This window comes from Pseudomonas sp. PWP3-1b2 (assembly GCF_049896045.1).
In the GTDB taxonomy this organism is placed as follows: domain Bacteria; phylum Pseudomonadota; class Gammaproteobacteria; order Pseudomonadales; family Pseudomonadaceae; genus Aquipseudomonas; species Aquipseudomonas antarctica_B.
Genome location: NZ_JAFCTN010000036.1, coordinates 26,085 through 52,606 on the forward strand (window position 1 = coordinate 26,085; position 26,522 = coordinate 52,606).

General features: G+C 60.5%; 26 protein-coding genes and 1 pseudogene. 6 read left to right on the forward strand and 21 right to left on the reverse strand.

Annotated elements, in window-relative coordinates:
• Positions 1-13: 13 nt before the first annotated feature.
• On the reverse strand, positions 14-766 hold the full coding sequence (locus ACP7A2_RS20785) for a thioesterase II family protein (RefSeq protein WP_426135737.1): 753 nt from the start codon (positions 764-766) through the stop codon (positions 14-16).
• A gap of 300 nt (positions 767-1,066) precedes the next feature.
• Between ACP7A2_RS20785 and ACP7A2_RS20790 the strand changes: the two genes are divergently transcribed.
• Complete coding sequence (locus tag ACP7A2_RS20790) at positions 1,067-1,618, forward strand: RNA polymerase factor sigma-70 (protein ID WP_348061970.1); 552 nt, start codon at positions 1,067-1,069, stop codon at positions 1,616-1,618.
• A gap of 71 nt (positions 1,619-1,689) precedes the next feature.
• Here ACP7A2_RS20790 and ACP7A2_RS20795 read toward each other — a convergent pair whose 3' ends face one another.
• The 3 genes from ACP7A2_RS20795 to ACP7A2_RS20805 form a co-directional block, all read right to left on the reverse strand.
• Positions 1,690-2,694 carry a GNAT family N-acetyltransferase gene (locus ACP7A2_RS20795; protein WP_426135738.1) on the reverse strand — a complete coding sequence of 335 codons (1,005 nt, stop codon included), beginning with the start codon at positions 2,692-2,694 and terminating at the stop codon, positions 1,690-1,692.
• Positions 2,695-2,762: 68 nt separating this feature from the next.
• The gene (locus ACP7A2_RS20800; RefSeq protein WP_426135739.1) at positions 2,763-3,560 is read right to left on the reverse strand and encodes a substrate-binding periplasmic protein; all 798 of its coding nucleotides are present in this window, start codon (positions 3,558-3,560) and stop codon (positions 2,763-2,765) included.
• A gap of 85 nt (positions 3,561-3,645) precedes the next feature.
• Positions 3,646-4,269 (reverse strand): TetR/AcrR family transcriptional regulator, encoded by a 624-nt coding sequence (locus ACP7A2_RS20805; RefSeq protein ID WP_426135740.1) that lies wholly within the window; start codon positions 4,267-4,269, stop codon positions 3,646-3,648.
• Positions 4,270-4,455: 186 nt separating this feature from the next.
• Between ACP7A2_RS20805 and ACP7A2_RS20810 the strand changes: the two genes are divergently transcribed.
• Both ACP7A2_RS20810 and ACP7A2_RS20815 read left to right on the forward strand, forming a co-directional pair.
• Complete coding sequence (locus ACP7A2_RS20810; protein ID WP_375070880.1) at positions 4,456-4,998, forward strand: exonuclease domain-containing protein; 543 nt, start codon at positions 4,456-4,458, stop codon at positions 4,996-4,998.
• A 63-nt stretch (positions 4,999-5,061) separates the two neighbouring features.
• Complete coding sequence (locus ACP7A2_RS20815) at positions 5,062-5,346, forward strand: pyrimidine/purine nucleoside phosphorylase (protein ID WP_426135741.1); 285 nt, start codon at positions 5,062-5,064, stop codon at positions 5,344-5,346.
• A 63-nt stretch (positions 5,347-5,409) separates the two neighbouring features.
• Here ACP7A2_RS20815 and ACP7A2_RS20820 read toward each other — a convergent pair whose 3' ends face one another.
• Positions 5,410-6,216: an MOSC domain-containing protein gene (locus tag ACP7A2_RS20820; RefSeq protein ID WP_426135742.1), complete on the reverse strand. Its 807-nt coding sequence runs from the start codon at positions 6,214-6,216 to the stop codon at positions 5,410-5,412.
• Between the two features lie 335 nt (positions 6,217-6,551).
• The gene (locus ACP7A2_RS20825; protein WP_426135743.1) at positions 6,552-7,487 is read right to left on the reverse strand and encodes a chemotaxis protein CheV; all 936 of its coding nucleotides are present in this window, start codon (positions 7,485-7,487) and stop codon (positions 6,552-6,554) included.
• Positions 7,488-8,022: 535 nt separating this feature from the next.
• On the opposite strand from ACP7A2_RS20825, the gene ACP7A2_RS20830 reads away from it, so the two are divergent.
• The 3 genes from ACP7A2_RS20830 to ACP7A2_RS20840 all read left to right on the forward strand — a co-directional run bounded on the left by ACP7A2_RS20830 (position 8,023) and on the right by ACP7A2_RS20840 (position 10,379).
• Complete coding sequence (locus ACP7A2_RS20830) at positions 8,023-8,472, forward strand: hypothetical protein (RefSeq protein ID WP_426135744.1); 450 nt, start codon at positions 8,023-8,025, stop codon at positions 8,470-8,472.
• A 357-nt stretch (positions 8,473-8,829) separates the two neighbouring features.
• Positions 8,830-9,723 carry a sensor histidine kinase gene (locus tag ACP7A2_RS20835; RefSeq protein WP_426135754.1) on the forward strand — a complete coding sequence of 298 codons (894 nt, stop codon included), beginning with the start codon at positions 8,830-8,832 and terminating at the stop codon, positions 9,721-9,723.
• Positions 9,720-10,379 carry a response regulator transcription factor gene (locus tag ACP7A2_RS20840; protein WP_426135745.1) on the forward strand — a complete coding sequence of 220 codons (660 nt, stop codon included), beginning with the start codon at positions 9,720-9,722 and terminating at the stop codon, positions 10,377-10,379. Before ACP7A2_RS20835 ends, ACP7A2_RS20840 begins: the two co-directional genes overlap by 4 nt.
• Here the strand turns inward: ACP7A2_RS20840 and yegS are convergent.
• The 15 genes and pseudogenes from yegS to flhA all read right to left on the reverse strand — a co-directional run bounded on the left by yegS (position 10,338) and on the right by flhA (position 25,994).
• The gene (yegS, locus tag ACP7A2_RS20845; RefSeq protein WP_426135746.1) at positions 10,338-11,258 is read right to left on the reverse strand and encodes a lipid kinase YegS; all 921 of its coding nucleotides are present in this window, start codon (positions 11,256-11,258) and stop codon (positions 10,338-10,340) included. The genes ACP7A2_RS20840 and yegS overlap by 42 nt on opposite strands.
• A 621-nt stretch (positions 11,259-11,879) precedes the next feature.
• Entirely contained in the window at positions 11,880-12,272 is a 393-nt protein-coding gene (locus ACP7A2_RS20850) for a DUF2802 domain-containing protein (RefSeq protein ID WP_375071068.1), read from the reverse strand.
• Entirely contained in the window at positions 12,273-12,758 is a 486-nt protein-coding gene (locus ACP7A2_RS20855) for a chemotaxis protein CheW (protein ID WP_017735234.1), read from the reverse strand.
• An 80-nt stretch (positions 12,759-12,838) separates the two neighbouring features.
• Positions 12,839-13,630 carry a CheW domain-containing protein gene (locus ACP7A2_RS20860; RefSeq protein WP_426135747.1) on the reverse strand — a complete coding sequence of 264 codons (792 nt, stop codon included), beginning with the start codon at positions 13,628-13,630 and terminating at the stop codon, positions 12,839-12,841.
• Positions 13,630-14,418 carry a ParA family protein gene (locus ACP7A2_RS20865; RefSeq protein WP_426135748.1) on the reverse strand — a complete coding sequence of 263 codons (789 nt, stop codon included), beginning with the start codon at positions 14,416-14,418 and terminating at the stop codon, positions 13,630-13,632. Before ACP7A2_RS20865 ends, ACP7A2_RS20860 begins: the two co-directional genes overlap by 1 nt.
• Before the next feature lie 51 nt (positions 14,419-14,469).
• On the reverse strand, positions 14,470-15,357 hold the full coding sequence (gene motD / locus ACP7A2_RS20870; protein WP_426135749.1) for a flagellar motor protein MotD: 888 nt from the start codon (positions 15,355-15,357) through the stop codon (positions 14,470-14,472).
• A 33-nt stretch (positions 15,358-15,390) separates the two neighbouring features.
• On the reverse strand, positions 15,391-16,131 hold the full coding sequence (locus ACP7A2_RS20875; RefSeq protein WP_375071073.1) for a flagellar motor protein: 741 nt from the start codon (positions 16,129-16,131) through the stop codon (positions 15,391-15,393).
• On the reverse strand, positions 16,131-17,258 hold the full coding sequence (locus tag ACP7A2_RS20880) for a protein-glutamate methylesterase/protein-glutamine glutaminase (RefSeq protein ID WP_426135750.1): 1,128 nt from the start codon (positions 17,256-17,258) through the stop codon (positions 16,131-16,133). Before ACP7A2_RS20880 ends, ACP7A2_RS20875 begins: the two co-directional genes overlap by 1 nt.
• A 48-nt stretch (positions 17,259-17,306) precedes the next feature.
• Positions 17,307-19,511: a chemotaxis protein CheA gene (locus ACP7A2_RS20885; protein ID WP_426135751.1), complete on the reverse strand. Its 2,205-nt coding sequence runs from the start codon at positions 19,509-19,511 to the stop codon at positions 17,307-17,309.
• Positions 19,512-19,522: 11 nt separating this feature from the next.
• Positions 19,523-20,311, reverse strand: coding sequence for a protein phosphatase CheZ (locus tag ACP7A2_RS20890; protein WP_426135752.1), 789 nt, complete (start codon positions 20,309-20,311; stop codon positions 19,523-19,525).
• 18 nt (positions 20,312-20,329) lie between these two features.
• A complete protein-coding gene (locus ACP7A2_RS20895; protein ID WP_005790040.1) occupies positions 20,330-20,704 on the reverse strand; it encodes a chemotaxis response regulator CheY in 375 nt (124 codons plus the stop codon).
• A gap of 171 nt (positions 20,705-20,875) precedes the next feature.
• Positions 20,876-21,616, reverse strand: coding sequence for an RNA polymerase sigma factor FliA (gene fliA, locus ACP7A2_RS20900; protein WP_065909829.1), 741 nt, complete (start codon positions 21,614-21,616; stop codon positions 20,876-20,878).
• The gene (gene fleN, locus ACP7A2_RS20905) at positions 21,613-22,446 is read right to left on the reverse strand and encodes a flagellar synthesis regulator FleN (protein WP_339416596.1); all 834 of its coding nucleotides are present in this window, start codon (positions 22,444-22,446) and stop codon (positions 21,613-21,615) included. Before fleN ends, fliA begins: the two co-directional genes overlap by 4 nt.
• Positions 22,447-22,550: 104 nt before the next feature.
• Positions 22,551-23,867 (reverse strand): flagellar biosynthesis protein FlhF, encoded by a 1,317-nt coding sequence (gene flhF / locus ACP7A2_RS20910; protein ID WP_426135753.1) that lies wholly within the window; start codon positions 23,865-23,867, stop codon positions 22,551-22,553.
• 11 nt (positions 23,868-23,878) lie between these two features.
• A pseudogene (gene flhA, locus ACP7A2_RS20915) lies at positions 23,879-25,994 on the reverse strand (flagellar biosynthesis protein FlhA).
• Positions 25,995-26,522: the final 528 nt, after the last annotated feature.

The following is a 26,522-nucleotide window of genomic DNA, read 5'->3' on the forward strand; positions in this document are numbered from 1 at the left end:
TTGGGGGAAGCGTTCAGCCAGCGATCGCTTGCCGCCCCGCGCCATTGCGCCAGCGGGTCAGGTGTTCGTCGGCATAGCGGCGCAGGCAGCGCAGTACGGTGCTTTCGTGCTGCATGAGGAAGAAGTGGTGGCCGTCGAACATGTCGAGGGAAAAGCCGCTGGCGGCGTCGGCCTGCCAGTCGAGTAACTGGTCGGCGCGCACGCTGTCTTGCTTGCCGCCGAACACATGGATCGGCATGTTCAGCGGCGCGCGTTCGCCGTAATTGAAACTGCCGCACAGCAGGAAATCGGCGCGCAGGATCGGCAGCATCAGCTGCATCAACTCGGGGTTGGCCAGGGCTTCTTCGGCGGTGCCCTGCAATTCGCGCAGTCGAGCAATCAGTTGCTCATCGGTCTTTTCGATGGCGTATTCGCTGACATCACGGTTCGCCGGGCCGGCAGTGCCGGAGGCGAATAACGCCAAGGGTTCAGGCACGCCGCGATCACGCAACGCGTGCACCAACTCGAAGGCCAGCAGGCCGCCAAGGCTGTGGCCGAACAAGGCGTACGGGCCATTCAAGTCATGGCTGATTTCGCCGGCCAACTGCGCCGCCAGGGCCTTGATATCGCGCTGCAACGGCTCGTCCATGCGCATGCCGCGCCCTGGCAACTCCAGCGGGCACACCTGCAACCAGTCTGGCAACGAGCGGCGCCAGCGCGAATACACCATGGCGCTGGCGCCGGAATAGGGCAGGCAAAACAGGCGTAACCGTGTCGGTGTACTCATGGTGTGAGGACCCCAGACTGAAACACGCTGTGTGCACGATAAAAACCCATTTCGCCCTCCTGCGGGTGTTGATCCCTGGCCGTTTACTGACGGACCTTTCACCCAAGAGAACGGACGGTGGCGGCAAATAATTAGTCGCCCTGGACGAGCGAGACGTAGCTCACACCTTCTGCAAGGGCATAAGATTAGTTCGTCTTCTCATTTGACAATCATTATCATTAAGCCTAATTTGTTGCCCGATGTGTAGGAGGCCTCAGCAAGGAAGCCCTCCCCCAACCTCTTTGCAACAAGGTGAATTCCATGACGGAACAAGTATCCACAGGCAGGTGCGACTCACCGCTTCTCCAGGCTTTTGTCGACAATCGGCTGATCCTGGTGAAGATCGCGGCACGTATTACCGGTTGCCGCTCCCGCGCAGAAGACGTGGTGCAGGACGCGTACTTTCGACTGCAATCGGCGCCGACGATCACTTCATCGTTCAAGGCCCAGCTCAGCTACCTGTTCCAGATCGTGCGCAACCTGGCGATCGATCACTACCGCAAGCAGGCCCTGGAGCTCAAATACTCCGGCACGGAAGAGGAAGGCTTGAATGTGGTCATTCACGGCGCTTCACCAGAAACCTCGCACATTAACTTCAGCACCCTGGAACACATCGCCGATGCCCTGACGGAGCTGCCGCAGCGCACCCGTTATGCGTTCGAGATGTACCGCCTGCACGGCGTGCCGCAGAAGGACATCGCCAAGGAGCTGGGCGTATCGCCGACGCTGGTGAACTTCATGATTCGTGATGCGCTGGTGCACTGCCGCAAGGTGTCGGGCAGCCATAGCGATACGTTTGCACGGCGGGTTTGACCCGCTGTTCAAAACGGGCAGGTACAGGCTTTTTGTGGGAGCTGGCTTGCCTGCTCCCACAAAATGCCGACTCAGACCAAACCGCAGCGCTCAAAAAACCGCTCCCGCCCCAGAATCATCAACGCCGCGCGCTTGTGCGGGAAGTCGAATTCCTTTTCGCAGTGGAAGCACTGGTTGTGCATATGCCCGATCATCTTCGCGTTATCGGCGCGGGGTTCGGCCACCACGCGCTGAGTGCGTGGATCGTCGAGAAACAGGTAATGCACCAGCGCCGATAACCAACTGGCAACCTTGTGCGGCCCGCGGTGATGTTCCTCCCCCACCAGCATGTGAATGCCACGGTCGTAATTGCCCGCGTCGTAGAACGGCGCGATGCGGTCTTCCTTGGCCCAATAGGCTTCGAAGTAGGCGAAGGGTTCGTCGTCGAAACAGCCGATCAGCGTCAGCGTGTGCGGGTCGGCGTCGAGCTTGTCGAGGTACTCGCGGTGCTGTTCCAGGCTGCCGGTTTCCTGCCAGAAATTCGCCACGCGGGTGCTGTTCTGCCAGCGGTTGAAGCGCGCCAGGTCCACGTCAATTTCGACGGTGCGCAGGGAAATCCATGCACCCAGGCGCGCATCGTAGCGGCGATAGACTTCACCTCGCGGCTTGGGCGCGCGCAACGGATGCCGTTTGCCGGCGCTGATGACCATGTGCTGCGGGTAGCTGCCGCTGGGGGATTGGCCAAGCCAGGGCTGAGGCAACTGCCAGAACAGCGTGCGCTCGCAGTAAAACTGGCCCGCCACGTCGGTCGCCACCAACAGGCCGCTGCGCAACGCGTCCTCAGGCACATGCTCAAGGTGCCAGGCCAACCGCTGGCGTGCGGGCTCCTTGACGAACAGCCAGTAACAGGCGCTCCACAACGCGCGGGCGGGCGCGACGCTGTTGGCGTCCTGCAAATGCACGTGCAATTGATCACCGCGCTGCAGGCGCAGGCGAATCAGCGGCTGGCCTTCCAGGGTCAGGCTCAGGTGGCTGTCGGTTTCATCGGCATTCAGGGCGGGCCCGGCGGGCAACGGCAGGACAGATAAATCATTCATGGTGGCGGCTCACAGTCTTCGAAGGCTATAGAAGAAGTGACGTGAACAGCGCCGCAAAATTTAGCCGATCAGGGCGTCTCAGAGACCGCCGTGACATCAATGCGATAGGGTTCGAAGATTTTCAGCATCTGGCCGTTGTCCCGCAGGCCCTTGAGCAACCCGGCAAACGCTGCGCCGCTGATCGGCGCCTTCGGCCGCAGCAAGGCGTAGTGGTGATAAACCTGGTCGATGCGCTCTGAAACCAGAAACTCTCCGTCCATGTCCGCGTTGCGCACCATGAAGTCACTCAGGAAGGAACGCGTTACCAGGGCAATATCAGCCCGCCCGCGCGCAACCATCAGCAGGTTGCTGTCATGGGAATAGGTCAACGTGGCGTTGAAGTGTTCGGCCATGTTTTTGGGGTCGGGGTTAAAGTTGGCGAAGGCGTAGTGATAACCGCTGAACACGGCCAGGCGCTTGTTGGAAAGGTCGGCAAAATAGCTTTGGTCACGCCCGGGCTTACGTTGGGCAACGAAGATTTCGGCGTCTTCCAGGCCCATGTCGACGCTGGTGTGGGGAATGTTCTTCCAACCCCAGCTAGGGTTTTCGAAGATCGCCATGTCGACTCGGCCCTGCTCGAAATCCCGAAAACGCCGTGGGATGGAGGTGGGCACCAGTACAAACTGGTAGTCGGTTTGCGCGGCGTTCAAGGCTTCCACCAACTGCGGCAGCAAACCGGTGTCGGCACCTTGCTCGGGGCGTACGGTGTAGGGAGGAAAATGCGCGGCGCCAATCCTCACCAATTGCGCAGCCGAAGCCGGCACCCAGCACGCGGTGCCCAGTGCCCATAAAGTAACTCCTGCAGCCAGCCGCCATGGCGAAAACATCGAGGCACACACCGTTAAACACATTGATGGCGATAAGCTAGGCGTTTTTGGCAGTCGAGACAACTTTTGCCATCAAATGAGTGGCTTAGTCCGCCTTGAGCACCATCAGCAGGGCTTCTTCGGCCAATTGTTCCAGGGTCAGGCTGCCTTCGGCGCGGAACCAGGTGGTGGTCCAGGACAAGGCGCCGGTCAGGAAACGCCGGGTGATAAACACATCGCCCTTGATGTAGCCAGCGGCCTTGGCCTCGCCCAGCACCTGCAGCCAGATGTCTTCGTACACATCGCGCAGCGCCAGCACGTGGGCCTGGCCTTCGTCCGACAGCGAGCGCCATTCGTACACCAGCACCGCCATCGCCTCGCCGCTGCCGCCCATGATTGACTGCAACTCGCAGCGAATCAGCGCCAACACGCGCTCACGCACACTCGTCGCCTCTTCCAGCGAAGCGCGCATCATCGCGGTGTTGTAGTGAACGGTTTCCTCCATCACTGCCCGCAGGATCTCGTCCTTGCTCTTGAAGTGATGAAAAATGCTGCCGGACTGAATACCCACCGCACCCGCCAGGTCACGCACGGTCGTGCGCTCGAAACCCTTGTTGCGAAACAGGTGAGCCGCGGTTTGCAGCAACTTGCCCCGGGCGCTGTCGGGGTCGGTTAATTGGCCGGCGTCTACCATAGTGCGCATGACGCGCAGGGCTTTTTGCTCATCCATGCCACTCTCCTCTACTTCTGCTGACGTCTCTGGCGGCAATTTAGGCGGTGGCCGCCGACCAAGCAAGCGCTTGGGCAAAACTTGTTTTCAGCGTTTACAAACAGAGCTTGCTGGGCCTGGGCGGAACTACGAGGCTTGGCTACGCTCTATCCCCATCAGGAAGAGACGAGTACGGGAACCTGCGCGATGCATCATTGGCTGATTATTGACCTTGAAGCCACAACGGATGACGGCGGCTGGCCCGTGACGGAGATGGAAGTCATCGAGATCGGTGTGAGCCTGGTCAACCGCCAGGGCCGCGAGCTGGATCACTTTCAGCGCTTTGTACGGCCGCTGCGCCGGCCATTGCTGACGCCTTTCTGCCGCCAGTTAACCCACATCACCCAAGCCAACATCGACGCCGCCGCACCGATCACCGACGTGTGGCCGCTGTTCGAGCGCTGGTTGGGCCAGCATCACGCACGACTCGAAGGCTGGGCCAGCTGGGGCGATTACGACCGCGCGCAGCTGGAGCTCGAATGGCAGCGCCACGGCCTGACCAGCGCGCTCGCCCAGACGCCCCACGTCAACCTCAAGCAACGCTTCGCCAAGGCGCGGCGCCTGGACAAGCCGCTGGGGCTCAACGGCGCCCTGCAATTGGCGGGGATGCAGTTCAACGGTCAGCAGCACCGGGCGCTTGAAGATGCGCGCAATACCGCACGGTTGTTACCGCTGATACTGCCGGTCTAGGCAGCCCCCCTGCCCTTGGGCATACTGGCCGACCTTTCCAGTCCCTTTTCCGAGGATTCGCCCATGTTTAAAGTCAATGAGTACTTCGACGGCACCGTGAAGTCGATCGCTTTTGGCACCGCAGAAGGTCCGGCGACAATCGGCGTGATGGCCCCGGGTGAATACGAATTCGGCACCGCCCAGCGTGAAATCATGCACGTGGTGTCTGGTGCACTGACCGTCAAACTGCCTGACGCCAACGGCTGGGAAACCTTCGCTGCCGGCAGCCAGTTCAACGTACCGGCAAACAGCAAGTTCCAGCTGAAAGTCGAGGTTGATACGGCTTACCTGTGCGAATACCGCGGCTGATCTTTCGCCCGGTCAAAAAAATGCCCGTCTCCTGCGAGACGGGCATTTTTTATGGGCGCAGCCTTATTCGAGAACGGTCACCGGCATGCCGACTTCCAGGCGACCTGCGCCATCGTTGACCAGGTTCTGGCCGAACATCACATCGCCATCGCTCTCGCGGTAGGTCTTGAGGGTGGCCAAAGGTTCACGGTCGGCACTGCGCTCGCCGCTGGCCGGGTCGATGGTGGTGAGGATGCAGCGCGAGCACGACTTGACCACGCGAAACTCCACGTCGCCGATGCGCAGGCGTTTCCAGCCGTCCTCGGCAAAGGCCTCACCACCTTCGATCACCAGGTTGGGCCGAAAACGCAGCATTTCCATCGGTCGGCCGATGCGGTGTGACAAGTCGTCGAGGGACGCCTGACCGATCAGCAGCAACGGGAAACCATCGGCAAAACCGACTTTGTCGTCGTCCTTGCCATACCCCGCCTCGGTGCTGCGCGCGCGTTCGACCGGCACGTGCACCAGGCGCGTCGGCTTGCCAATGAACTCACTGACCCACGCCGCAGCCGCATCGCCTGCATCCGGCACGCGCAAGGTGTCACGCCAGATGGTCACGCCGCGCAGCTCGGCGTCGCTGCCGGGCAGTGCCACGTCCAGCGGCGCCTGGCCAGGGGAACTCAAGGTGAGGCCGCCAGCGCCGTTCCACAGCGCCGACAGTTGGCTCATTTTGGCCACTGCGCGCTGCGTGAGAAAACGTCCGCTGGCGTCGTCCACCAGCATCCAGCGTCGATCCCCATGCAGACCCAGCTTATCCAGGCCGATCTGCTGCAAAACCTCGGCCTTGCCGGACTTCAAGGGGTAACGGTACAACGCGCTGAGACGAAGCATGGGCCTGCTTTCCTGAGGGGGCGAAGCCGTTACCCTATAGGAGGGTGATCGCGGAATCAAAGGGCACGGAATCGCCCTGTGACAAGCAGGCCTTTTGGGGGGCAGGCTTGCTTTGGAACGCAGGCTCACTGTGGCGAGCAGGCTTGTTGTGGCGAGCAGGCTTGCCCTGCGTTGGGCTGCGCAGCAGCCCCATTGAGGGCAACGAGGTGTATCAGGGGAAACTCATCGTATGGTTTTGGGGCCGCTTCGCAGCCCAACGCAGGGCAAGCCTGCTCGCCACAACAAGCCTGCTCAACCAATGAATCCGCTTTACACCGTAAGCACGCCGAGTGCGGTCAAGCCGGCACGTCGTCCAGCATCAGGCGCTGACGCACCACGTCTACCAGCTTGTCGGGCTGGAATTTGGAGAGGAAATTGTCGCAGCCGACCTTTTTCACCATCGAGTCGTTGAAGCTGCCGGACAGCGAGGTGTGCAGCACCACATACAGGCCGCGCAGGCGCGGGTCGTTGCGGATTTCAGTGGTGAGGCGATAGCCGTCCATCTCGGGCATTTCGGCGTCGGTGAAGATCATCAGCAGCTTGTCAGTCATCACCTGGCCGGTGTCGGCCCAGGCCTTGAGCATGTTCAGCGCCTTGAGGCCGTCGCTGGCGATGTGCATTTTCACGCCCAGTTGCCCAAGGGTGTCGCGCAATTGCGACAGGGCAACGTTGGAGTCGTCCACCAGCAACACTTCGCGGCCACGGGCGCGTTCGAGTACCGGGTCTTCGAGTTTTTCGCGGGAGACCTTGGCGTTGTACGGCACGATTTCGGCGAGAACTTTTTCCACGTCGATGATTTCCACCAACTGGTCATCGACCTTGCTGATGGCCGTGAGGTAATGCTGACGCCCGGCGCTGGCCGGAGGCGGCAGGATGGCTTCCCAGTTCATGTTGACGATGCGGTCCACGCCGCCTACCAAAAACGCCTGCACGGAGCGGTTGTACTCGGTGACGATAATCGTGCTGGTGGGGCCCGGCACCAGCGGGCGCATGCCGATCGCCTGGGACAGGTCGATCACCGGCAGGGTCTGGCCACGCAGGTTGACCACGCCGCACACAAACGGGTGGCGCTGGGGCATCAGGGTCAGCTTGGGCAACTGCAGCACTTCCTGCACCTTGAACACGTTGATCGCGAACAACTGCCGCCCGGCCAGACGAAACATGAGGATCTCCAGGCGATTCTCACCCACCAGTTGCGTGCGTTGATCTACTGTGTCGAGAATGCCGGCCATTAAAAGCTCCTGATGTGGGATTGTGCTGTTCACTTAATGCTTGTTATCGGCGGCAAGCGCCAGACCTTGAAGCCGCTAAAATGCCACGTAAACCCATTGATGTCACACTGACATCATGCTTTACTGCATTCGTCTTCACAGACAGCACGCCAGCAACCCTGCGCGACATAAAAATCGACGCGTGGTTCCGCTGTGTAAGGGATTCCCCTATGAACAATCAGGCCCAACCTGATATTCGCGATATCTAATAGCCATTAATGTGACGCCATTCTCATTGCATGAATGGAGTCAGGCTTTTGTTCGCCATCCCAAGTCCTCGGCCCACGGGGCTTCCAGACAGTCACGTGGCGGCAACTGAAGTTGTGCAATGGCCCACGCCAACAAGGGTCTTGCGCGACGTTCGCGATCACTCGAATAACGCTCCTACAAAATTGTCCGAAGCAGCCTACAGACTTCAGTCATATTTCAGCGGTAGTTTTACGCCATTCACCCGGTGCGGCATTTCATCACCCGACCTCATGTTGTGGAGACTTGCATGATGAACAGCGCAAACGAATGGCAAACTGCACTTCCTGAATTCCTGATCGAGGCTCAAATGCTGTTGGCCAAGTCAGAAGAGTGCTTGAACCATTTGCACTTGATTCGCAATGACATCGATGCCATCGACTGCATGAAAACCAGCCTCGCCGTACTCGCCGAAAAGGCCGAAGGCCTTGCCCTGCAGGCAATCAGCGAGTTCTCGCGGCATATTCAATACCTGATTGCCAATGCCATAAGCCCCCTGCAACTGCATGACCAGGCACTGGACGCGTTGCATAACTGCCTGACACTCCTGGCGTGGCAATTAGAATTAATCGACATCCGCACCGGTCAATTGACGCTGGATGAAAGTGAACAAACCACGCTGATTGCGACAGTCACTCTGCAGATCCCACAAAAAGACTTGGCCTATACACCTCAGCAGCACGAGCATCACGTGTCGTGAACAACCTTCGAGTCGTATTTAATACGTCACTTATCTAAAAACGACCGCTTGGCTGAACAGCATTGTGGCAAGGTATATCAACTGGCCATCATCGCAATTATTATACAAGTCGCCTCAATTAATATAACTGCCCACACTTTGGAACTCTGGAACTGCGCTCCAGAGCGTTCGCCTGTTTAATAAGCCGGTAAAGCGAGGCGCCAGGCGACCAACGGTAATAGTGGTGGTACTATGCCGCGCTCGAAGTGACACAACTTCATAATGTATAAAAACGATTCGGCACCGCTTTCCAAACAGAGCCCTGTCAGCCGCCATGGCAGGTCTTTCCGCAGCGAACCTTCATTGGCTCCATCCGCTATGCACGCCAGCCTCAAGTCACTCATCGCAAGGTCCGTGTCCCGCAACAATGCGCGCCGCATGGTCCTCGTCCTGTGCCTTGGCTCGTTGCTGATCAGCGTGTGGGCGTATACCCGCTCCGCGCCACTGCCGCTGGTGATCCTGCTGCTGAACATGGCCACTTTGCTGGTGGTGGGCGTGCAGCAGTGGCGCTCGCGCAAGTCGATCAAATTTCAGCCGCAGGAACTCGCTGACCGCTTGCTGCAGGTCCAGGAAAACGAGCGCCATCGCTTAAGCCGCGAATTGCATGACGACATCGGCCAACTGCTGACCGCCGCCACATTGCAAAGTGAATGGCTCAAGCGCCGCCTGCCGGACGACCTGCAAAGCCAATGCACGGTGCTGTGCAACACCCTGAACGAAACCCTGGCCAAAGTGCGCGACGTGTCCGCCATTCTCAACCCTCGGCAGTTGGCCAGCCTGGGCCTCGAGGCGAGCCTGCGCGCGCACTTGCTCAAGACCCTCGAGAACTCCCCGATTCACTGGAGCCTGGAATGCCAGCAACGGCTGACCGGCATTCCGGAAGAAATGGCCGTGGCGGCGTTTCGCATCACTCAGGAAGCAGTGACCAACATGCTGCGCCATGCCCAGGCGCACAATTTGCTGGTACGCCTGCAGCGCCTGCCCGAAGGCTTGTCGCTGATGATCTGCGATGACGGCCAGGGTTTTTCGCCCGCCATTAATCCTGGCCTGGAAGGCCAGCGGGGCATGGCCGGGATGTCCGAGCGGGTAGATCAGTTGGGGGGCTCTTTGTCCGTCAACAGCACGCCAGGCAAAGGCACGCGGATCGACGCGCTTTTCCCCTGGGCGCCCCGCGCCCTCGAACGGGCCAGTTGCCCTAAGGTTTTCGAGTGACGTGCAACTTACTGTTGGTGGATGACCACGCACTGATCCGCGCCGGCGTTCGCGCGCTGATCCAGGATATACCCGGCTACACAGTGATTGGCGAAGCCAGCGATGGCGCCCAGTTACTGGAAAAGTTCAGCGCCTTGCAGCCGGACATCGTGTTGCTCGACCTGTCGATGAAACACACGGGCGGCCTGGACGCCCTGCAACAACTGAAGGCGGCCTACCCCAAGAGCAAAGTGCTGATCCTGTCGATGCACACCGACCCCGAGCTGATCATGCGCGCGCTGGAGTCCGGCGCCCATGGCTACCTGCTCAAGGACACCACGGCCAACGAGCTGGAACACGCCTTGTCGGCCTTGCGCAACAACGAGCGCTACCTGAGCCCTGCGATTGCCCACACCGTGATCAATCAGGCGCTGATCCGCAGCCAGGGCCCGACCTCCCCCGTTGCCCACAGCCACAACCTCACCGCGCGTCAGCTGGAAATCCTGCGCTTGATCGTGCGCGGCAAGTCCACCCGGGAAATCGCCCAGGGCCTGGGCTTGAGCATCAAGACGGTGGAGGCGCATCGCTCGCAAATCATGAAGCGCCTGCAAATATTCGATGTGGCGGGCCTGGTGTTATTCGCCGTGCGCGAGCAGATCATCAGCCTGGACGACTAACGGCGAATTCACCGGCAGGTGCACACGCAAGGCCTTGGGCAAGGCGCTGAACCGCAAGTCGTCGCCCTTGAGCGGCTCACCGTCCAGGTTGATATACAGCCCTTCGGCCACCTTGATTTCAACCCACGGCAGGCGCGCCCGCACAAACATATTGTCCAGGCCCCAGCCGTCGCTCATCAGCGTGAGCAGCGTGCCGACCACTTCCTGGGGCGCGGGCAAGATGCTGATGTCCAACAGGCCGTCGTCGGCCAAGGCGTCCGGGCACAGCACATGCCCGCCACCCGCTTGGCGACCGTTGCCGATACCAAGTGCGAGCAGGTCACCTTTCCAGTGGAAATCCGGGCCTTCCAGCTCGCCGTACGCCGACTTCAATTCACTGAAACGGGTTAAACCAGTGAACAGGTAAGCGGCGCCACCGAGGACTTTTTTCAAGTCTTCAGACGTGTTGGCAGTGACCTGGCTGCCGAAGCCGCCAGTGGCCATGTTCAGGAATATCTGATCACCCGCCTGGCCAAGGTCGATGGCCCTGGGTTCCACATCGAGCAGGGCCAAGGCTTCGGCGGGCTGCTGCGGCACACCGGCCGCCTTGGCGAAGTCATTGGCGGTGCCCAGGGGCATCAGCACCAGGCTGGCGTCGGTCTTGGCCAGCGCCATGGCTTCGGCCACATCGCGCAACGTGCCGTCGCCACCGCCAGCAATGAGGTGGGTATAACCGTCGGCCAGCGCCTCATTGACCAACCGCTGGGCGTCGCCGCCTTCCCAGGTAACCCGTACCGCCAACTCCCAACCCTGCTCACGCTGGGCCTGCACAGCAGCGCGCACGTCCTCGTTGAGGGCTTGCTTGCCGTGAAGGATCAACAGTGCTTTGGGGGTGGTCATGGACGAGTTACTCCTGGATTTAATGGTTCCTGAAGATGTGGACATTTGGGGACAGTGTTTGGTTTACCGCGTGGATATCCATTTTTTTGGACAGCTGCAAGTACAAGCGCGGAGCGCCCTGTGGGAGCTGGCTTGCCTGCGATGGCATCTACTGGTTTTGCCTGATGTACCGAGGTGTCTGCATCGCAGGCAAGCCAGCTCCCACAGTTTGATCTCCATACAGTTTGGCTATGCATTGTGTCTGGGGAATCGCAATCTGCTTTAGAAAAAAAACAGCGCCTTTGATCCAACCACTCAGGTCGGCTACCAGGCCGCCGTGCTTTAGATTTTGATCTTGCTTTTGATCTGAAGCGCCCCGTCAACCACGCTGGCCGAACGCAGGCTTGAGTCCGTGGGTAACCCGGCAGGACGCCGGGTTAGCCGCGCTGGGCCAAGGATGGCCCATCGCGGCGGCCCACGGATTCAAGCCGGAGTGAGGGCACACCGAGCCTAAGCGAGGTGCCGAGTGGTGGGGCGAAGACCTTTTGGTTACTTTTGGGGCGTTTGCCAAAAGTGACCCGCTGTAAGAGCGGAACCCATCTCAGCCGTTACCGCAGCAACGGATATGTACACAAACACACATCAGCCTTTGTGCAACTTACTCATCAACTGCGCCTCAGCCTGAGTCAACCCACACGACTGCGTCAACTCATCCACCGTAGCCCCCATCCCCACCAACTTCGCCGCCTGAGCAAACGACAAATTCGAAGGATCGCGCTGTTCCAACTGCACCAACCTATCCGGCAAAGGCCCAAGAATCGCGCGCAACTCATGCACCTCATCCCCCACCTTCACCGCACTCTGCTGAAAATGATCCACACGCTTGACCAACTCCACCAAACGCCGGTCACGCACAGCATCACGCTCGGCCTGTTGCACGGCCAACTCCCGTTGCTGGCGCACATAGCGCAGCACGAACGCCAAAGTCCCGGCCCACAACAGCGCCAGGACAATCACCGCCGCTTCAAAAAACAATCAGATATTCTCCAGATCCGACCACTCTTCTTCGCTCATCATCTTGTCCAGCTCAACCAGAATCAGCAGCTCGCCGTTCTTGTTGCACACACCCTGGATAAACTTGGCGGATTCCTCGTTGCCCACGTTCGGCGCGGTTTCCACTTCCGACTGACGCAGGTAAACCACTTCAGCCACGCTGTCGACCATGATCCCGACCACTTGCTTGTCGGCTTCAATGATCACGATACGCGTGTTGTCGTTGACCTCAGTCGGCACCAGACCAAAGCGCTGGCGCGTGTCGATGACCGTCACCACATTGCCGCGCAGGTTGATGATACCCAGCACGTAACTTGGCGCACCCGGAACCGGGGCGATCTCGGTGTAGCGCAGCACTTCCTGCACGCGCATAACGTTGATGCCATAGGACTCGTTGTCCAGTTTGAAGGTGACCCATTGCAGGATCGGATCATCCAGACCTTGTGCGGACGCTGATTTATTGTTCATACCACTGACCCCTTCAAATGCCGTTGGAGACGGCGTGTGTGCTGGTTTGGCCGCGCAACCGCCCGGCCCTTATTGTTCAATCAACTGCGTTTGTTCTGCGGCATCGATTTGACTGCGCCACTGGCGATCAACTCGGCCAGTTCGGCGACGTCGAGCAACGCGCACATGTGTTCGATCACGGTACCCGCCAACCAGGGCCGCTGGCCTCGGTGGCTGCGCCATTTGATTTCATTGGGGTCCAGGCGCAACGAACGGCTGACTTGATGCACCGCCAGCCCCCATTCATAGCCCTGCACCGATATTACGTACTGCAAACCCTGGCGAAAGTCATCGCGATAACGGTCAGGCATCACCCAGCGCGCGGTGTCGAGCACTTTCAGGTTACCGGCCTGGCTCGGCAGAATGCCGAGGAACCACTCCGGTTGCCCGAACAGTGGCGTCAGCTCTTGGCCGGCCAGCGAATAGATCGAACCCAGGCACACCAACGGCACCGCCAGGGTCAACCCGGCGACGTCGAACAGCAGGCATTCAAACGGCTCGGCGGCCCACGCCGGGCGACCGTCGCCGGTCACCGGCGGCGGCGTGATGTTCGGCGGCAGGTGCACTTGCACCACCGGCTCGATCACCGCCGGCGCCAGCACCACAGGCGTAGTGGGCACCACAACCGGCGCAGCCACAACGTGCGCATCGCGTGCTTGTTCTTCCAGCACCGCCAGCTGGAATTCATCCAGCGTGCTGTCCGGTTCTACCGCCGGCGCCACCACAAGGATCGGTTCCGGCAATTCTTCTGCGGTCGCCTCCTGCAGCAAGGCATCCAGGTAGGATTCCAGCGCCAGTTGCGGCCGGGTCTTGAGTTCAACGGGACGGATCATCACGCCACCTGCGCCACAAGCTGCTGCGACAGCAGGTGCTTGAGCAACGCGCGGTACGCCAGCACGCCACGGCTTTTACCGTCGAACTGCGACGGCGTGAGCCCGGCACGGCTGGCGTCGCGCAAGCGCGTGTCCACCGGGATGTAGCCGTTCCAGATAGTCTCGGGGTAGGCATCGCGCAACACCCGCAGCGTGCCGAGCGACGCCTGGGTGCGACGGTCGAACAGGGTCGGCACGATGCTGTACGGCAGCGCCTGTTTGCGCGAGCGGTTGATCATCGCCAGGGTGCTGACCATGCGCTCCAAGCCTTTGACCGCCAGGTGCTCGGTCTGTACCGGGATCACCAACTGCTGACTGGCCGCCAAGGCGTTGACCATCAGCACGCCGAGCAACGGCGGGCTGTCGATGATGGCGTAGTCGAAGTCCTGCCACAGTTGCGCCAGGGTCTTGGCGATCACCAGGCCCAAACCGTTCTGCCCCGGCGACTGGCGCTCAAGGGTGGCCAGCGCGGTGCTCGAGGGCAGCAGGGAAATGCTGTCGTTGCTGGTGGGCAACAGCAGTTGCCCGGGCAAGTCGGCCGCCACACTGCCCTTGTTCAGGAACAGGTCGTAGCAGCTGTGTTCCAGCGCATCCGGGTCATAGCCGAAGTAGCTGGTCATGGAGCCGTGAGGGTCCAGATCGACCACGACCACGCGCTTGCCCGCCTCGGCCAGCAAGCCGGCCAGGGCGATGGAAGTGGTGGTCTTGCCGACCCCACCTTTTTGATTGGCAACTGCCCAGACTCTCATTCAGTTGATTCCTCCCGGCAGGCGTTGGCGCAACCGAGACAGTGCATAAAGTTATTTGGCCGGTGACGGAGAATTGACGGCGCTCTGACGAACCGACGGCTTGACAGCGGGTGGTGCAGTTTGTGTGCCAGCCCGCTTCAACGCCGCATCCGGCGTTGCATTGGCCGTGCCGGTACCGGTCAGGCTGCGGCGTACATCCAGGTTACGCGACACTACCAACACCACACGGCGGTTGCGCGCGCGGCCTTCGGCGGTGGCGTTATTGGCCACCGGCTGGAATTCACCATAGCCCACCGACGCCAATCGCCCAGGGTTGACGCCCTGCATGGCGAGCATGCGCACGATGCTCGCGGCGCGCGCTGAAGACAGTTCCCAGTTGGTCGGGTACTGCGCCGTGGCAATCGGCACGTTGTCGGTAAAGCCTTCGACGTGCACCGGGTTCTCAAACGGTTTGATGATCGCCGCCACCTTGTCGATGATGGTGAACGCCTGGTCGCTCGGCATCGCATCGGCGCTGGCGAACAGCAAGCTGGAGTTCAATTCGATCTCCACCCACAACTCATTGCCGCGCACGGTCATCTGGTTGGACTTGATCAGGTCGCCAAACGCGGCGCTGATGTCGTCGGCAATACTTTTCAGCGGGTCGCTGGTGCCACCGATGCCGGCAGCGGTTTCGTCGCTGTCGTTGACCAGCGGCTTGGCCGGGGTCACGGTCTTGGGCCGCTCGTCACCAATCGGGATCGGCTTGAGGGCGCGCTCAGAGTCGGAAAACACCCCGAGCAGCGCTTCGGAGACGACCTTGTACTTGCCTTCGTTGACCGACGAGATGGAGTACATCACCACAAAAAACGCGAACAGCAAGGTGATGAAGTCCGCGTAGGACACCAGCCAGCGCTCGTGGTTAACGTGTTCTTCAGGCTCGCGGCGGCGACGGCTCATGGAACCTCCCCCCATTGTTGGGTGCAGTGCCCATCAATCCATGAAACCCTGGAGCTTCAACTCGATGGAACGCGGGTTCTCACCCTCGGCAATCGACAAAATCCCTTCCAGCAACATTTCGCGGTAACGCGACTGGCGCATGGCGATCGACTTGAGCTTGCTCGCCACCGGCAACAGCAACAGGTTGGCGCTGGCCACGCCGTAGATGGTTGCGACGAAGGCGACGGCAATGCCGCTGCCCAACTGCGACGGATCACCCAGGTTGCCCATCACGTGGATCAGGCCCATTACCGCACCGATGATGCCGATGGTCGGCGCGTAGCCGCCCATGCTTTCAAAGACTTTGGCAGCGTTGATGTCGCGGCTTTCCTGGGTGTAGAAATCCACTTCCAGGATGCTGCGGATCGCTTCCGGTTCGGCGCCGTCCACCAACAGTTGCAGGCCCTTGCGCGAGTAGCTGTCGGGTTCGGCATCGGCCACGCCTTCAAGGCCCAGCAGGCCTTCCTTGCGCGCGGTGAGGCTCCAGTTGACCACGCGGTCGATGCCGCCAGGCAGGTCAACGCGGGGCGGGAAAATAATCCACACCACAATCTGCATGGCGCGCTTGAACGAACTCATCGGTGACTGCAACAGCGCAGCGCCGACGGTGCCGCCAAGCACGATCAGCGCCGCCGGGCCGTTGGCCAGGGCGCCGAGGTGGCCGCCTTCCAGGTAATTGCCGCCGATAATTGCGACAAACGCCATGATGATGCCGATCAGGCTCAGTACATCCATCAGAGGCAAGCCTCCACCAGATGTTTGCCGATATCGTCCAGGCTGTAAACGGCGTCGGCCAGGTCAGCCTTGACGATGGCCATGGGCATGCCATAAATCACACAACTGGCTTCGTCCTGGGCCCAGATCGCGCTGCCGCTCTGCTTGAGCAGGCGCGCGCCTTCACGGCCGTCGGCGCCCATGCCGGTGAGCACCACCGCCAGAACTTTGTCACCGTAGGACTTGGCCGCCGACCCGAAAGTGATATCCACGCACGGTTTGTAGTTAAGGCGCTCGTCGCCCGGCAGGATTTTGATCGCGCCACGCCCGTCGACCATCATCTGCTTGCCACCCGGCGCCAACAGCGCCAGGCCCGGACGCAGGATGTCGCCATCCTCGGCTTCCTTGACGCTGATGCTGCAGAGCTTGTCCAAGCGTTCGGCAAAGGCCTTGGTGAAAGCGGCAGGCATGTGTTGGATCAACACGATCGGCGCCGGAAAGTTCGCCGGCAACTGGGTCAATACGCGCTGCAGGGCAACCGGGCCGCCGGTAGACGTGCCGATGGCCACCAGCTTGTAGGCTTTGCGTTTTGGCGCAGGCGAATGGGCGCTCGGTGCCGGCGCGCGAACCGGCGCTGGAGCCGGCCGGGCCACTGGCGCAGGCGTTGGTGCCGGGCGGGCAAACGTCGAGGTGGTCGGGGCCGGCGCGGCAGCCGGCGCGGGCGCCGGCGTGCTGAACAGGCTGCGACGGTTACTGCGCGAAATGCTGTGCACCTTCTCGCACAGCATCTGCTTGACCTTCTCGGGGTTGCGCGAGATGTCTTCAAAATTCTTCGGCAGGAAGTCCACCGCACCCGCGTCCAGCGCATCGAGGGTGACCCGGGCGCCTTCGTGAGTGAGTGAAGAGAACATCAATACCGGGGTCGGGCAGCGCTGCATGATGTGCCGAACAGCCGTGATGCCATCCATCATCGGCATCTCGTAGTCCATGGTGATCACGTCAGGCTTCAACGCAATGGCTTGATCAATCGCCTCTTTGCCGTTGGTGGCCGTACCGACCACCTGAATGGTTGGATCGGCGGAAAGAATTTCCGAGACGCGGCGGCGGAAGAAACCCGAATCGTCCACCACCAGGACCTTGACTGCCATAAACACTCCGTTAGGCGGGACGGGCGATACCGCCCTGCCCCACCAGAATCAAATACGCCGTGCGGCGTAACGCTTGAGCATGCTCGGAACGTCGAGAATCAGCGCGATCCGACCGTCACCGGTGATGGTCGCACCCGACATGCCCGGGGTTCCCTGCAGCATTTTGCCCAAAGGCTTGATGACCACTTCTTCCTGACCCACCAGTTGATCGACCACAAAGCCGATACGCTGGGTGCCCACGGAGAGAATCACCACATGGCCTTCGCGCTGCTCCTCATGCTTGGCCGATGCCACCAGCCAGCGCTTGAGGTAGAACAGTGGCAACGCTTTGTCGCGCACGATCACCACTTCCTGGCCGTCCACCACGTTGGTGCGCGACAGGTCGAGGTGGAAGATTTCGTTGACGTTGACCAGCGGGAAGGCAAAGGCCTGGTTGCCCAGCATCACCATCAGGGTCGGCATGATCGCCAGGGTCAACGGCACCTTGATGACGATCTTGGAGCCCTGGCCCTTGGTCGAGTAAATATTGATCGAGCCGTTGAGCTGGCTGATCTTGGTCTTCACCACGTCCATGCCGACGCCACGGCCGGACACGTCGGAAATCTCGGTTTTGGTCGAGAAGCCCGGGGCGAAAATCAGGTTGTAGCACTCGGTGTCGGTCAGGCGGTCGGCGGCGTCCTTGTCCATCACGCCACGCTTGACCGCGATATTGCGCAAAATGGCCGGGTCCATGCCTTTGCCGTCATCGGTAATCGACAGCAGGATATGGTCGCCTTCTTGCTCCGCCGCCAGAATCACCTTGCCGCCACGGGACTTGCCCGAGGCTTCACGTTCTTCCGGGGTTTCGACGCCGTGGTCGACGGCGTTGCGCACCAAGTGGACCAGCGGGTCGGCCAGGGCCTCGACAAGGTTTTTGTCGAGGTCGGTTTCTTCACCCACCAGTTCCAGGTTGATCTCTTTCTTCAACTGACGGGCCAGGTCGCGAACCAGGCGCGGGAAGCGGCCGAAGACTTTCTTGATCGGCTGCATCCGCGTTTTCATCACAGCGGTTTGCAGGTCAGCCGTCACCACGTCGAGGTTCGACACGGCCTTTTGCATGGCTTCGTCGCCGCTGTTCAGGCCCAGGCGCACCAGGCGGTTACGCACCAGCACCAGTTCGCCGACCATGTTCATGATGTCGTCCAGGCGTGCGGTATCAACCCGTACGGTGGTTTCGGCTTCAGTGGCAGGTTTGTCCGCTGGCGGTGCCGAGGCAGCGCGGGCGGGCGCCGGTGCGGCAGCCGGTGCTGGCGCAGGCTTGGCGGCAACCGGCGCAGCGGCTTTGGCCGCCACCGGTGCAGCCGTGGCAGCGGCGGCGGCCGGGGCCACCTCGCTGAACTTGCCTTTGCCGTGCAGCTCGTCGAGCAAGGCTTCGAATTCGTTGTCAGAGATCAACCCGTCGCCGGCAGGTGCCGGTGCGGCGGCTGAGGCCGCGGCTGGCGCTGCGGCAGTCGCCGAGACTTGCGGCAAGGCGTCGGCAGCAAACGTGCCTTTGCCGTGCAGTTGGTCGAGCAGCGCTTCGAATTCGTCGTCGGTAATGTCGGTGCTGGCCGGGGCCGCAGGTGCTGGCGCCGCAGCGGCAGGTGCCACGGCGTCGGCGGCGAACTGGCCTTTGCCGTGCAACTGGTCGAGCAGGGATTCGAACTCTGCGTCGGTGATGTCTTCACTGGTCGGCGCAGCCACAGGCGCACGCGGCGCCTCAGCCTCAGCCTTGACCGCGTTGAGGGAGTCAAGCAACTGCTCGAACTCGCTGTCCGTCACGTCGCCTTCAGCTTCCACCACCGGTTCCGGCGCGGCGGGCGCCACCGGCGCAGCGGCGGTGTCGGCAGGCTCTGCATAGCGCGCCAGGGCGGCCAGCAATTCCGGCGTGGCGGCAGTGATCGGTGCGCGTTCGCGCACTTCGCTGAACATGCCGTTGACCGCATCCAGTGCTTCGAGAATCACGTCCATCAACTCCGAATCAACGTGACGCTCACCCTTGCGCAGGATGTCGAACACGTTCTCGGCGATGTGGCAGCACTCCACCAGCTCATGGAGCTGGAGGAAGCCGGCGCCCCCTTTTACAGTGTGAAAACCGCGAAAAATTGCATTGAGCAGGTTCGCATCATCCGGGCGGCTTTCCAGCTCGACCAGTTGTTCGGACAGTTGCTCTAAAATTTCGCCGGCCTCTACAAGGAAATCCTGAAGGATTTCTTCATCGGCGCCGAAGCTCATGTGGGTGCTCCTTAGAAGCCTAAACTGGATAACAGGTCATCTACGTCATCCTGACCTGACATAACGTCTTCACGTTTATCGGCATGAATCTGCGGACCTTCACCCTTGGCGAGATGTTTTTGTGGATCTTTTTCCGAGAGGATCGCTTCGCGGTCATGTTCGATGCCTGCAAAACGATCAACCTGGCCGGCCATGAGCACCAATTTGAGCAAGTTGCTTTCCACTTCGGTGACCAATTGGGTCACGCGCTTGATCACCTGACCGGTGAGGTCCTGGTAATCCTGGGCCAGCAGAATGTCGTTGAGGTTGCTGGAAACCGTGCGGTTTTCCTGTTCGCTGCGCGACAGGAAACCTTCGACCCGACGCGCCAACTCACGAAACTCTTCTGCACCCACTTCCCGACGCATGAAGCGGCCCCAGTCAGCACTCAGGGCCTGGGCTTCGTTGGCCATGCCGTTGACCAGAGGCGTGGCGTTTTCCACCAGGTCCATGGTGCGGTTGGCCGCCGCTTCAGTCAGCCTGACCACATAGGACAGGCGTTCGGTCGCGTCGGTGATTTGTGAAATCTCTTCGGCCTGGGGCATATGCGGGTCAATCTGAAAATTGACGATCGCACTGTGCAGCTCGCGTGTGAGCTTGCCCACTTCCTGATACAGGCCGCGGTCACGGGTCTGGTTGAGCTCATGGATCAACTGCACCGCGTCGCCGAACTGGCCTTTTTCAAGGCTGTCGACCAACTGGTGAGCATGCTTTTTCAGGGTCGACTCAAAGTCTCCCTGCGACGTTTCTTTATGCTCCATAGCTCCCCCGTGGCAGCCTCAATGACCGATGCGTTCGAAGATTTTTTCAATCTTCTCTTTCAGCGCCAGCGCCGTGAACGGCTTGACCACGTAACCGTTAACCCCGGCTTGGGCGGCTTCGATGATCTGCTCACGCTTGGCTTCAGCGGTCACCATCAGCACAGGCAAGCTGCGCAGCTTTTCGTCAGCGCGTACGTGGCGCAGCAGGTCGATACCGGTCATGCCCGGCATGTTCCAGTCGGTTACCAGAAAGTCGATGCTCCCGCTGTTGAGGATCGGAATCGCCGTAATGCCGTCATCCGCCTCGACCGTGTTGGTGAACCCAAGGTCACGCAACAGGTTTTTTATGATCCGCCGCATCGTTGAGAAGTCATCAACGATGAGGATTTTCATGTTCTTGTCCAATTCGACCTCCAAGCAGTCTTAAACGCGCCCAGCACCTGGACGCGCCATTTCAATCAACAGGCGTTACACAAAAAGGACTGCCAGGGGCACCACGGAACGAAGCCGCGAAAGGCGGTTAGCCTCTCGAGCAGTTGCGCTGCAGTGTCCCCACACTGCCTGTCAGCGCGCGCGCCACTCTCCCAATCGCCCCCGCAAGCGGGCGGCGCATTGGCTGTGCAGCTGGCTGACACGCGATTCGCTGACCCCCAGGACCTCACCGATTTCCTTGAGGTTCAGCTCTTCGTCGTAGTACAGCGCCAATACCAGTCGCTCACGCTCAGGCAAATTGGCGATCGCATCCGCCAACGCACCCTGGAAACGTTCGTCTTCCAGGTCGCGTGACGGTTCCAGGTGAGCACTCGCGCCGTCCTCGTGCAGCCCTTCGTGTTCGCCGTCCTGCAACAGGTCGTCGAAACTGAACAAGCGGCTGCCCAAGGTATCGTTCAAAATCCCGTAATAATCGTCGAGACTCAATTGGAGTTCGGCCGCAACTTCGTGATCTTTAGCGTCACGACCGGTTTTTGCTTCAATTGCGCGAATTGCGTCACTGACCATGCGCGTATTGCGGTGTACCGAACGCGGCGCCCAATCCCCTTTACGCACCTCATCGAGCATCGCGCCACGGATACGGATACCCGCATACGTCTCGAAACTCGCACCCTTGCTCGCGTCGTATTTGGTCGACACTTCGAGCAGGCCGATCATGCCGGCCTGGATCAGGTCTTCTACCTGAACACTGGCGGGCAGGCGGGCCAGCAAGTGATAGGCAATGCGCTTGACCAGCGGCGCGTAGCGCTCGATCAGTTCGCCCTGGCTGTCACGTGCCGACTTTTTGTAAAGGTTGTAGCCGCTGGATGTCATAGCACCGGTCCTGCGCTCGTTTGATGCACCAATCGCTCCACGAAAAACTCCAGATGCCCCCGCGGGTTGGCGGGCAGCGGCCAGGTATCGACCTTCTGGGCAATCGCCTTGAACGCCAGTGCGCACTTCGAACGAGGGAACGCTTCGTAGACCGCACGCTGCTTTTGCACGGCCTTGCGCACACACTCGTCGTAGGGAACTGCACCAACGTATTGTAGGGCGACATCGAGGAACCGGTCCGTGACCTTGGTCAACTTGGCGAACAGGTTGCGACCTTCCTGCGGGCTTTGGGCCATGTTGGCCAGCACGCGGAAGCGGTTCATGCCGTGGTCACGGTTGAGCAGTTTGATCAGGGCGTAGGCGTCGGTAATCGAAGTCGGTTCATCGCACACCACCAACAGCACTTCCTGCGCCGCGCGCACGAAACTGACCACGGACTCGCCGATCCCGGCGGCGGTGTCGATCACCAGCACGTCGAGGTTATCGCCAATATCACTGAATGCCTGAATCAGGCCGGCATGCTGCGCCGGGCTCAGGTGCACCATGCTCTGGGTGCCCGAGGCTGCGGGCACGATGCGAATGCCACCGGGGCCTTGCAGCAGCACATCGCGCAGCTCACAACGGCCTTCGATCACATCGGCGAGGGTGTGTTTGGGTGTCAGCCCCAGCAGAACGTCGACGTTCGCCAGGCCCAAGTCAGCATCCAGCAGCATGACGCGACGGCCAAGCTCTGCCAGGGCCAGGGACAAATTCACTGACACGTTAGTTTTTCCGACGCCACCTTTGCCGCCGGTCACCGCGATCACCTGTACGGGATGCATGCTGCCCATTTTATTTCTTTACCTTGTCTTGCTTAGACGCAGGCTACATGGCTTGGCCGCGTGGATCGCTTGCAGACCATCGATGTAGATACTTTTCACGGCGTTCACTGCCCTCAACCGACCCGTTTTGCCGGGTTGTGGTAAAGGTCCGCGAACATATCAGCCATCGCTTCCTCGCTTGGCTCTTCTTGCATTTGCACACTGACAGCACGGCTGACCAACTGATGACGGCGCGGCAGATGCAGATCATCCGGGATCCGCGGCCCGTCGGTCAGGTAGGCGACCGGTAATTCATGGCTGATCGCCAGGCTCAACACTTCACCCAGGCTCGCGGTTTCATCGAGCTTGGTCAGGATGCAACCCGCCAGGCCACAGCGCTTGTAGCTGTGGTATGCGGCGGTCAGCACCTGTTTCTGGCTGGTGGTGGCCAGTACCAGGTAATTCTTCGATTTGATGCCACGCCCGGCCAGGCTTTCCAGCTGCAGGCGCAAGGCCGGGTCGCTGGCTTGCAGGCCGGCGGTGTCGATCAGCACCACGCGTTTGCGCAGCAGCGGGTCGAGCGCATTGGCCAGGGACTGGCCCGGGTCCACGTGGGTCACCGGTACGTTGAGAATACGGCCCAACGTTTTGAGCTGTTCCTGGGCACCGATGCGGTAGCTGTCCATGCTCACCAGCGCGATGTTTTGCGCGCCGTATTTAAGCACATAGCGAGCCGCAAGCTTGGCCAGGGTGGTGGTCTTGCCCATGCCGGCGGGGCCGACCATGGCAATTACACCGCCTTCTTCCAGGGGTTCGATTTCCGGCGTGGCGATCATCCGCGCCAAATGCGCCAGCAGCATGCGCCAGGCCTGGCGCGGTTCTTCGACTTCGGCGGTGAGCGTCAGCAGGTCGCGCGACAACGGGCCAGACAGGCCGATGCGTTGCAGGCGACGCCACAGGTTGGCCTGTTGCGGCTTGCTGCCTTGCAGTTGGGTCCACGCCAGCGAGCCCAGCTGCACTTCGAGCAGCTCACGCAGGCCGTTGAGTTCAAAGCGCATCGAATCCAGCGCGCGCTGGTCGACTGCAGCGGCCGGGGCTGGCGCGGCAGGACGTGGCGGCTCTTTGAAAGTCGGTTCTACCAAGGGCTCGGAAGCGGTCAGCGGCAGGCCGGCGAACAGCTGGCGATTGGTGGTGGCATCGCTGTCGCCACGCATGCTCAGTTCGGCCTGGGCCGAGACGATGCGCGAAGCGGTCTTGCGCAGCTCGTCTTCGAGTTCCATGTTCGGCACGCGCGGGGCCAGCGCCGAAGGGGTGTAATCCAGCGCAGCCGTCAGCTCGACACCGCCAGCAATGCGGCGGTTACCAATAATCGCGGCATCGGCGCCCAGCTCATCACGTACCAGTTTCATGGCCTGACGCATATCGGCGGCGAAAAAACGCTTAACTTGCATAACCCACTACCTCAGCCGTTGGGCCCTACTGTCGCGACGATAGTCACTTGCTTATTGTCAGGAATTTCCTGGTAAGCCAAAACGTGCAAATTCGGAACTGCCAGACGTCCAAACCGCGACAACATCGCTCGGACCGGGCCTGCCACCAACAGAATCACTGGCTGGCCCTGCATTTCCTGGCGTTGCGCGGCGTCGATCAACGAACGCTGCAGTTTTTCAGCCATGCTTGGCTCCAGCAGAACGCCCTCTTCCTGGCCTTGCCCTGCCTTCTGAATACTATTGAGCAATATTTGTTCCAACCTTGGTTCCAGGGTGATAACAGGCAGCTCAGACTCAACGCCTACAATGCTTTGCACGATTGCACGGGACAAGCCGACACGCACCGAAGCCACCAGCGCGGCAGTATCTTGACTCTTGGCGGCATTGTTAGCGATGGCCTCGGCGATGCTGCGAATGTCGCGTACCGGCACCTGCTCGGCGAGCAAGGCCTGCAACACCTTGAGCAATTGCGACAGCGAGAGTACGCCGGGCACCAGTTCTTCGGCCAATTTTGGCGAGGCTTTGGCCAGCAACCCCATCAATTGCTGGACTTCCTCGTGGCCGATCAGCTCGTGGGAGTGCTTGTACAGAATCTGGTTGAGGTGCGTTGCGACCACCGTGCTGGCATCCACCACGGTATAACCGAGGGACTGCGCCTGGCTGCGCTGGCTGACTTCGATCCAGACCGCCTCCAGGGCCAAAAGCCGGATCTTTGGCGGTAATGCCATTAAGCGTGCCGAATACCTGCCCAGGGTTGATCGCCAACTCGCGGTCCGGGTAAATCTCGGCTTCGGCGAGAATCACGCCCATCAGGGTCAGGCGATAGGCGCTCGGGGCCAGGTCAAGGTTGTCGCGGATGTGCACGGTGGGCATCAGGAAGCCCAAATCCTGCGACAGCTTTTTGCGCACGCCCTTGATCCGCGCGAGCAATTGGCCGCCCTGGTTACGGTCTACCAGGGGGATCAAACGGTAGCCAACTTCCAGGCCGATCATGTCGATCGGGGTCACGTCATCCCAGCCAAGCTCCTTGGTTTCCTGGGCGCGGGCTGGCGATGGCAGCAATTCCTGCTGACGGGCGATCTCTTGCTGGGCCTGCACCTTGACCGTATTTTGCTTTTTCCAGAACAGGTAGGCACCGCCAGCCGCCATGGCCGCCATGCTCAAAAACGACACGTGGGGCATGCCCGGCACGATACCCATGATCGCCATGATGCCCGCCGCCACGGCCAGCGCCTTGGGCGATGCGAACATCTGGCGGCTGATCTGCTTGCCCATGTCTTCGGAGCCCGAAGCACGGGTCACCATGATGGCCGCTGCTGTGGATAACAACAGTGATGGCAATTGCGCCACTAAACCGTCACCGATGGTCAGCAAGGCATACACCTTGCCCGCATCGCCAAAGGTCATGCCGTGCTGGAAGATGCCGACCGCCATGCCGCCGATCAGGTTGATAAACAGAATCAACAGACCCGCGATGGCGTCACCGCGCACAAATTTGCTGGCACCGTCCATGGAACCGTAGAACTCGGCTTCCTGTGCCACTTCAAGGCGGCGCGATTTAGCCTGGTTTTGATCGATCAGGCCGGCGTTGAGGTCGGCGTCGATGGCCATCTGTTTGCCGGGCATCGCATCGAGGGTAAACCGCGCGCTCACCTCGGAAATCCGCCCGGCGCCCTTGGTCACCACCACGAAGTTGATGATCATCAGAATCGAAAACACCACGATACCGACCACGTAGTTACCGCCGATCACCACCTCACCGAAGGCCTGAATCACCTTACCGGCGGCGGCATGGCCGTCCTGACCGTGCAACATCACCACCCGCGTCGACGCCACGTTCAGCGCCAGCCGCAACAGGGTCGCAATCAGCAAAATGGTCGGGAACACTGCAAAATCCAGCGGCCGCAGGGCGTAAACGCACACCAGCAGCACAACCACCGACAGGGCAATGTTGAACGTGAAAAACACATCCAGCAGGAACGGCGGCATCGGCAACATCATCATTGCCAGCATCACCAGCAACAACAACGGCACACCCAAATTGCCCCGCGACAAATCAGTCAGGGTGCCACGGGCCGTGTTGAGCATTTGAGAGCGATCTACCACCGGTATTCCTCGTGTCCTTAAAGCAAACTTTTGACGCCTGAAAGCGTCCTGAAGGCGGTATTGCAAGAAGCCTTCCAACTTTTGCTTAACAGGCAAGATCGCCTAATGCGCCGCGAACCCGGCCCGGCAACAGTGTGAGATTAATCAGATATAACCCCATCAACTGTGGGAGCTGGCTTGCCTGCGATGGCATCTACTGGTTTTGCCTGATGTACCGAGGTGTCTGCATCGCAGGCAAGCCAGCTCCCACAGTTTGATCTCCATACAGTTTGGCTATGCATTGTGTCTGGGGAATCGCAATCTGCTTTAGAAAAAAAACAGCGCCTTTGATCCAACCACTCAGGTCGGCTACCAGGCCGCCGTGCTTTAGATTTTGATCTTGCTTTTGATCTGAAGCGCCCCGTCAACCACGCTGGCCGAACGCAGGCTTGAGTCCGTGGGTAACCCGGCAGGACGCCGGGTTAGCCGCGCTGGGCCAAGGATGGCCCATCGCGGCGGCCCACGGATTCA

Coding starts and splice junctions, on each gene's coding strand:
- ACP7A2_RS20795 (WP_426135738.1), bottom strand. CDS start 2,694: ATGAATGATTTATCTGTCCTGCCGTTGCCCGCCGGGCCCGCCCTGAAT.
- ACP7A2_RS20855 (WP_017735234.1), bottom strand. CDS start 12,758: ATGAACAATAAATCAGCGTCCGCACAAGGTCTGGATGATCCGATCCTG.
- fliA (WP_065909829.1), bottom strand. CDS start 21,616: ATGACATCCAGCGGCTACAACCTTTACAAAAAGTCGGCACGTGACAGC.
- motD (WP_426135749.1), bottom strand. CDS start 15,357: ATGAGCCGTCGCCGCCGCGAGCCTGAAGAACACGTTAACCACGAGCGC.
- ACP7A2_RS20875 (WP_375071073.1), bottom strand. CDS start 16,131: ATGGATGTACTGAGCCTGATCGGCATCATCATGGCGTTTGTCGCAATT.
- ACP7A2_RS20885 (WP_426135751.1), bottom strand. CDS start 19,511: ATGAGCTTCGGCGCCGATGAAGAAATCCTTCAGGATTTCCTTGTAGAG.
- ACP7A2_RS20835 (WP_426135754.1), top strand. CDS start 8,830: ATGCACGCCAGCCTCAAGTCACTCATCGCAAGGTCCGTGTCCCGCAAC.
- ACP7A2_RS20890 (WP_426135752.1), bottom strand. CDS start 20,311: ATGGAGCATAAAGAAACGTCGCAGGGAGACTTTGAGTCGACCCTGAAA.
- ACP7A2_RS20800 (WP_426135739.1), bottom strand. CDS start 3,560: ATGTTTTCGCCATGGCGGCTGGCTGCAGGAGTTACTTTATGGGCACTG.
- ACP7A2_RS20785 (WP_426135737.1), bottom strand. CDS start 766: ATGAGTACACCGACACGGTTACGCCTGTTTTGCCTGCCCTATTCCGGC.
- fleN (WP_339416596.1), bottom strand. CDS start 22,446: ATGGGCAGCATGCATCCCGTACAGGTGATCGCGGTGACCGGCGGCAAA.
- ACP7A2_RS20865 (WP_426135748.1), bottom strand. CDS start 14,418: ATGAGAGTCTGGGCAGTTGCCAATCAAAAAGGTGGGGTCGGCAAGACC.
- ACP7A2_RS20895 (WP_005790040.1), bottom strand. CDS start 20,704: ATGAAAATCCTCATCGTTGATGACTTCTCAACGATGCGGCGGATCATA.
- ACP7A2_RS20825 (WP_426135743.1), bottom strand. CDS start 7,487: ATGGCCGGCATTCTCGACACAGTAGATCAACGCACGCAACTGGTGGGT.
- ACP7A2_RS20790 (WP_348061970.1), top strand. CDS start 1,067: ATGACGGAACAAGTATCCACAGGCAGGTGCGACTCACCGCTTCTCCAG.
- yegS (WP_426135746.1), bottom strand. CDS start 11,258: ATGACCACCCCCAAAGCACTGTTGATCCTTCACGGCAAGCAAGCCCTC.
- ACP7A2_RS20805 (WP_426135740.1), bottom strand. CDS start 4,269: ATGGATGAGCAAAAAGCCCTGCGCGTCATGCGCACTATGGTAGACGCC.
- ACP7A2_RS20815 (WP_426135741.1), top strand. CDS start 5,062: ATGTTTAAAGTCAATGAGTACTTCGACGGCACCGTGAAGTCGATCGCT.
- ACP7A2_RS20820 (WP_426135742.1), bottom strand. CDS start 6,216: ATGCTTCGTCTCAGCGCGTTGTACCGTTACCCCTTGAAGTCCGGCAAG.
- flhF (WP_426135753.1), bottom strand. CDS start 23,867: ATGCAAGTTAAGCGTTTTTTCGCCGCCGATATGCGTCAGGCCATGAAA.
- ACP7A2_RS20830 (WP_426135744.1), top strand. CDS start 8,023: ATGATGAACAGCGCAAACGAATGGCAAACTGCACTTCCTGAATTCCTG.
- ACP7A2_RS20810 (WP_375070880.1), top strand. CDS start 4,456: ATGCATCATTGGCTGATTATTGACCTTGAAGCCACAACGGATGACGGC.
- ACP7A2_RS20860 (WP_426135747.1), bottom strand. CDS start 13,630: ATGATCCGTCCCGTTGAACTCAAGACCCGGCCGCAACTGGCGCTGGAA.
- ACP7A2_RS20880 (WP_426135750.1), bottom strand. CDS start 17,258: ATGGCAGTCAAGGTCCTGGTGGTGGACGATTCGGGTTTCTTCCGCCGC.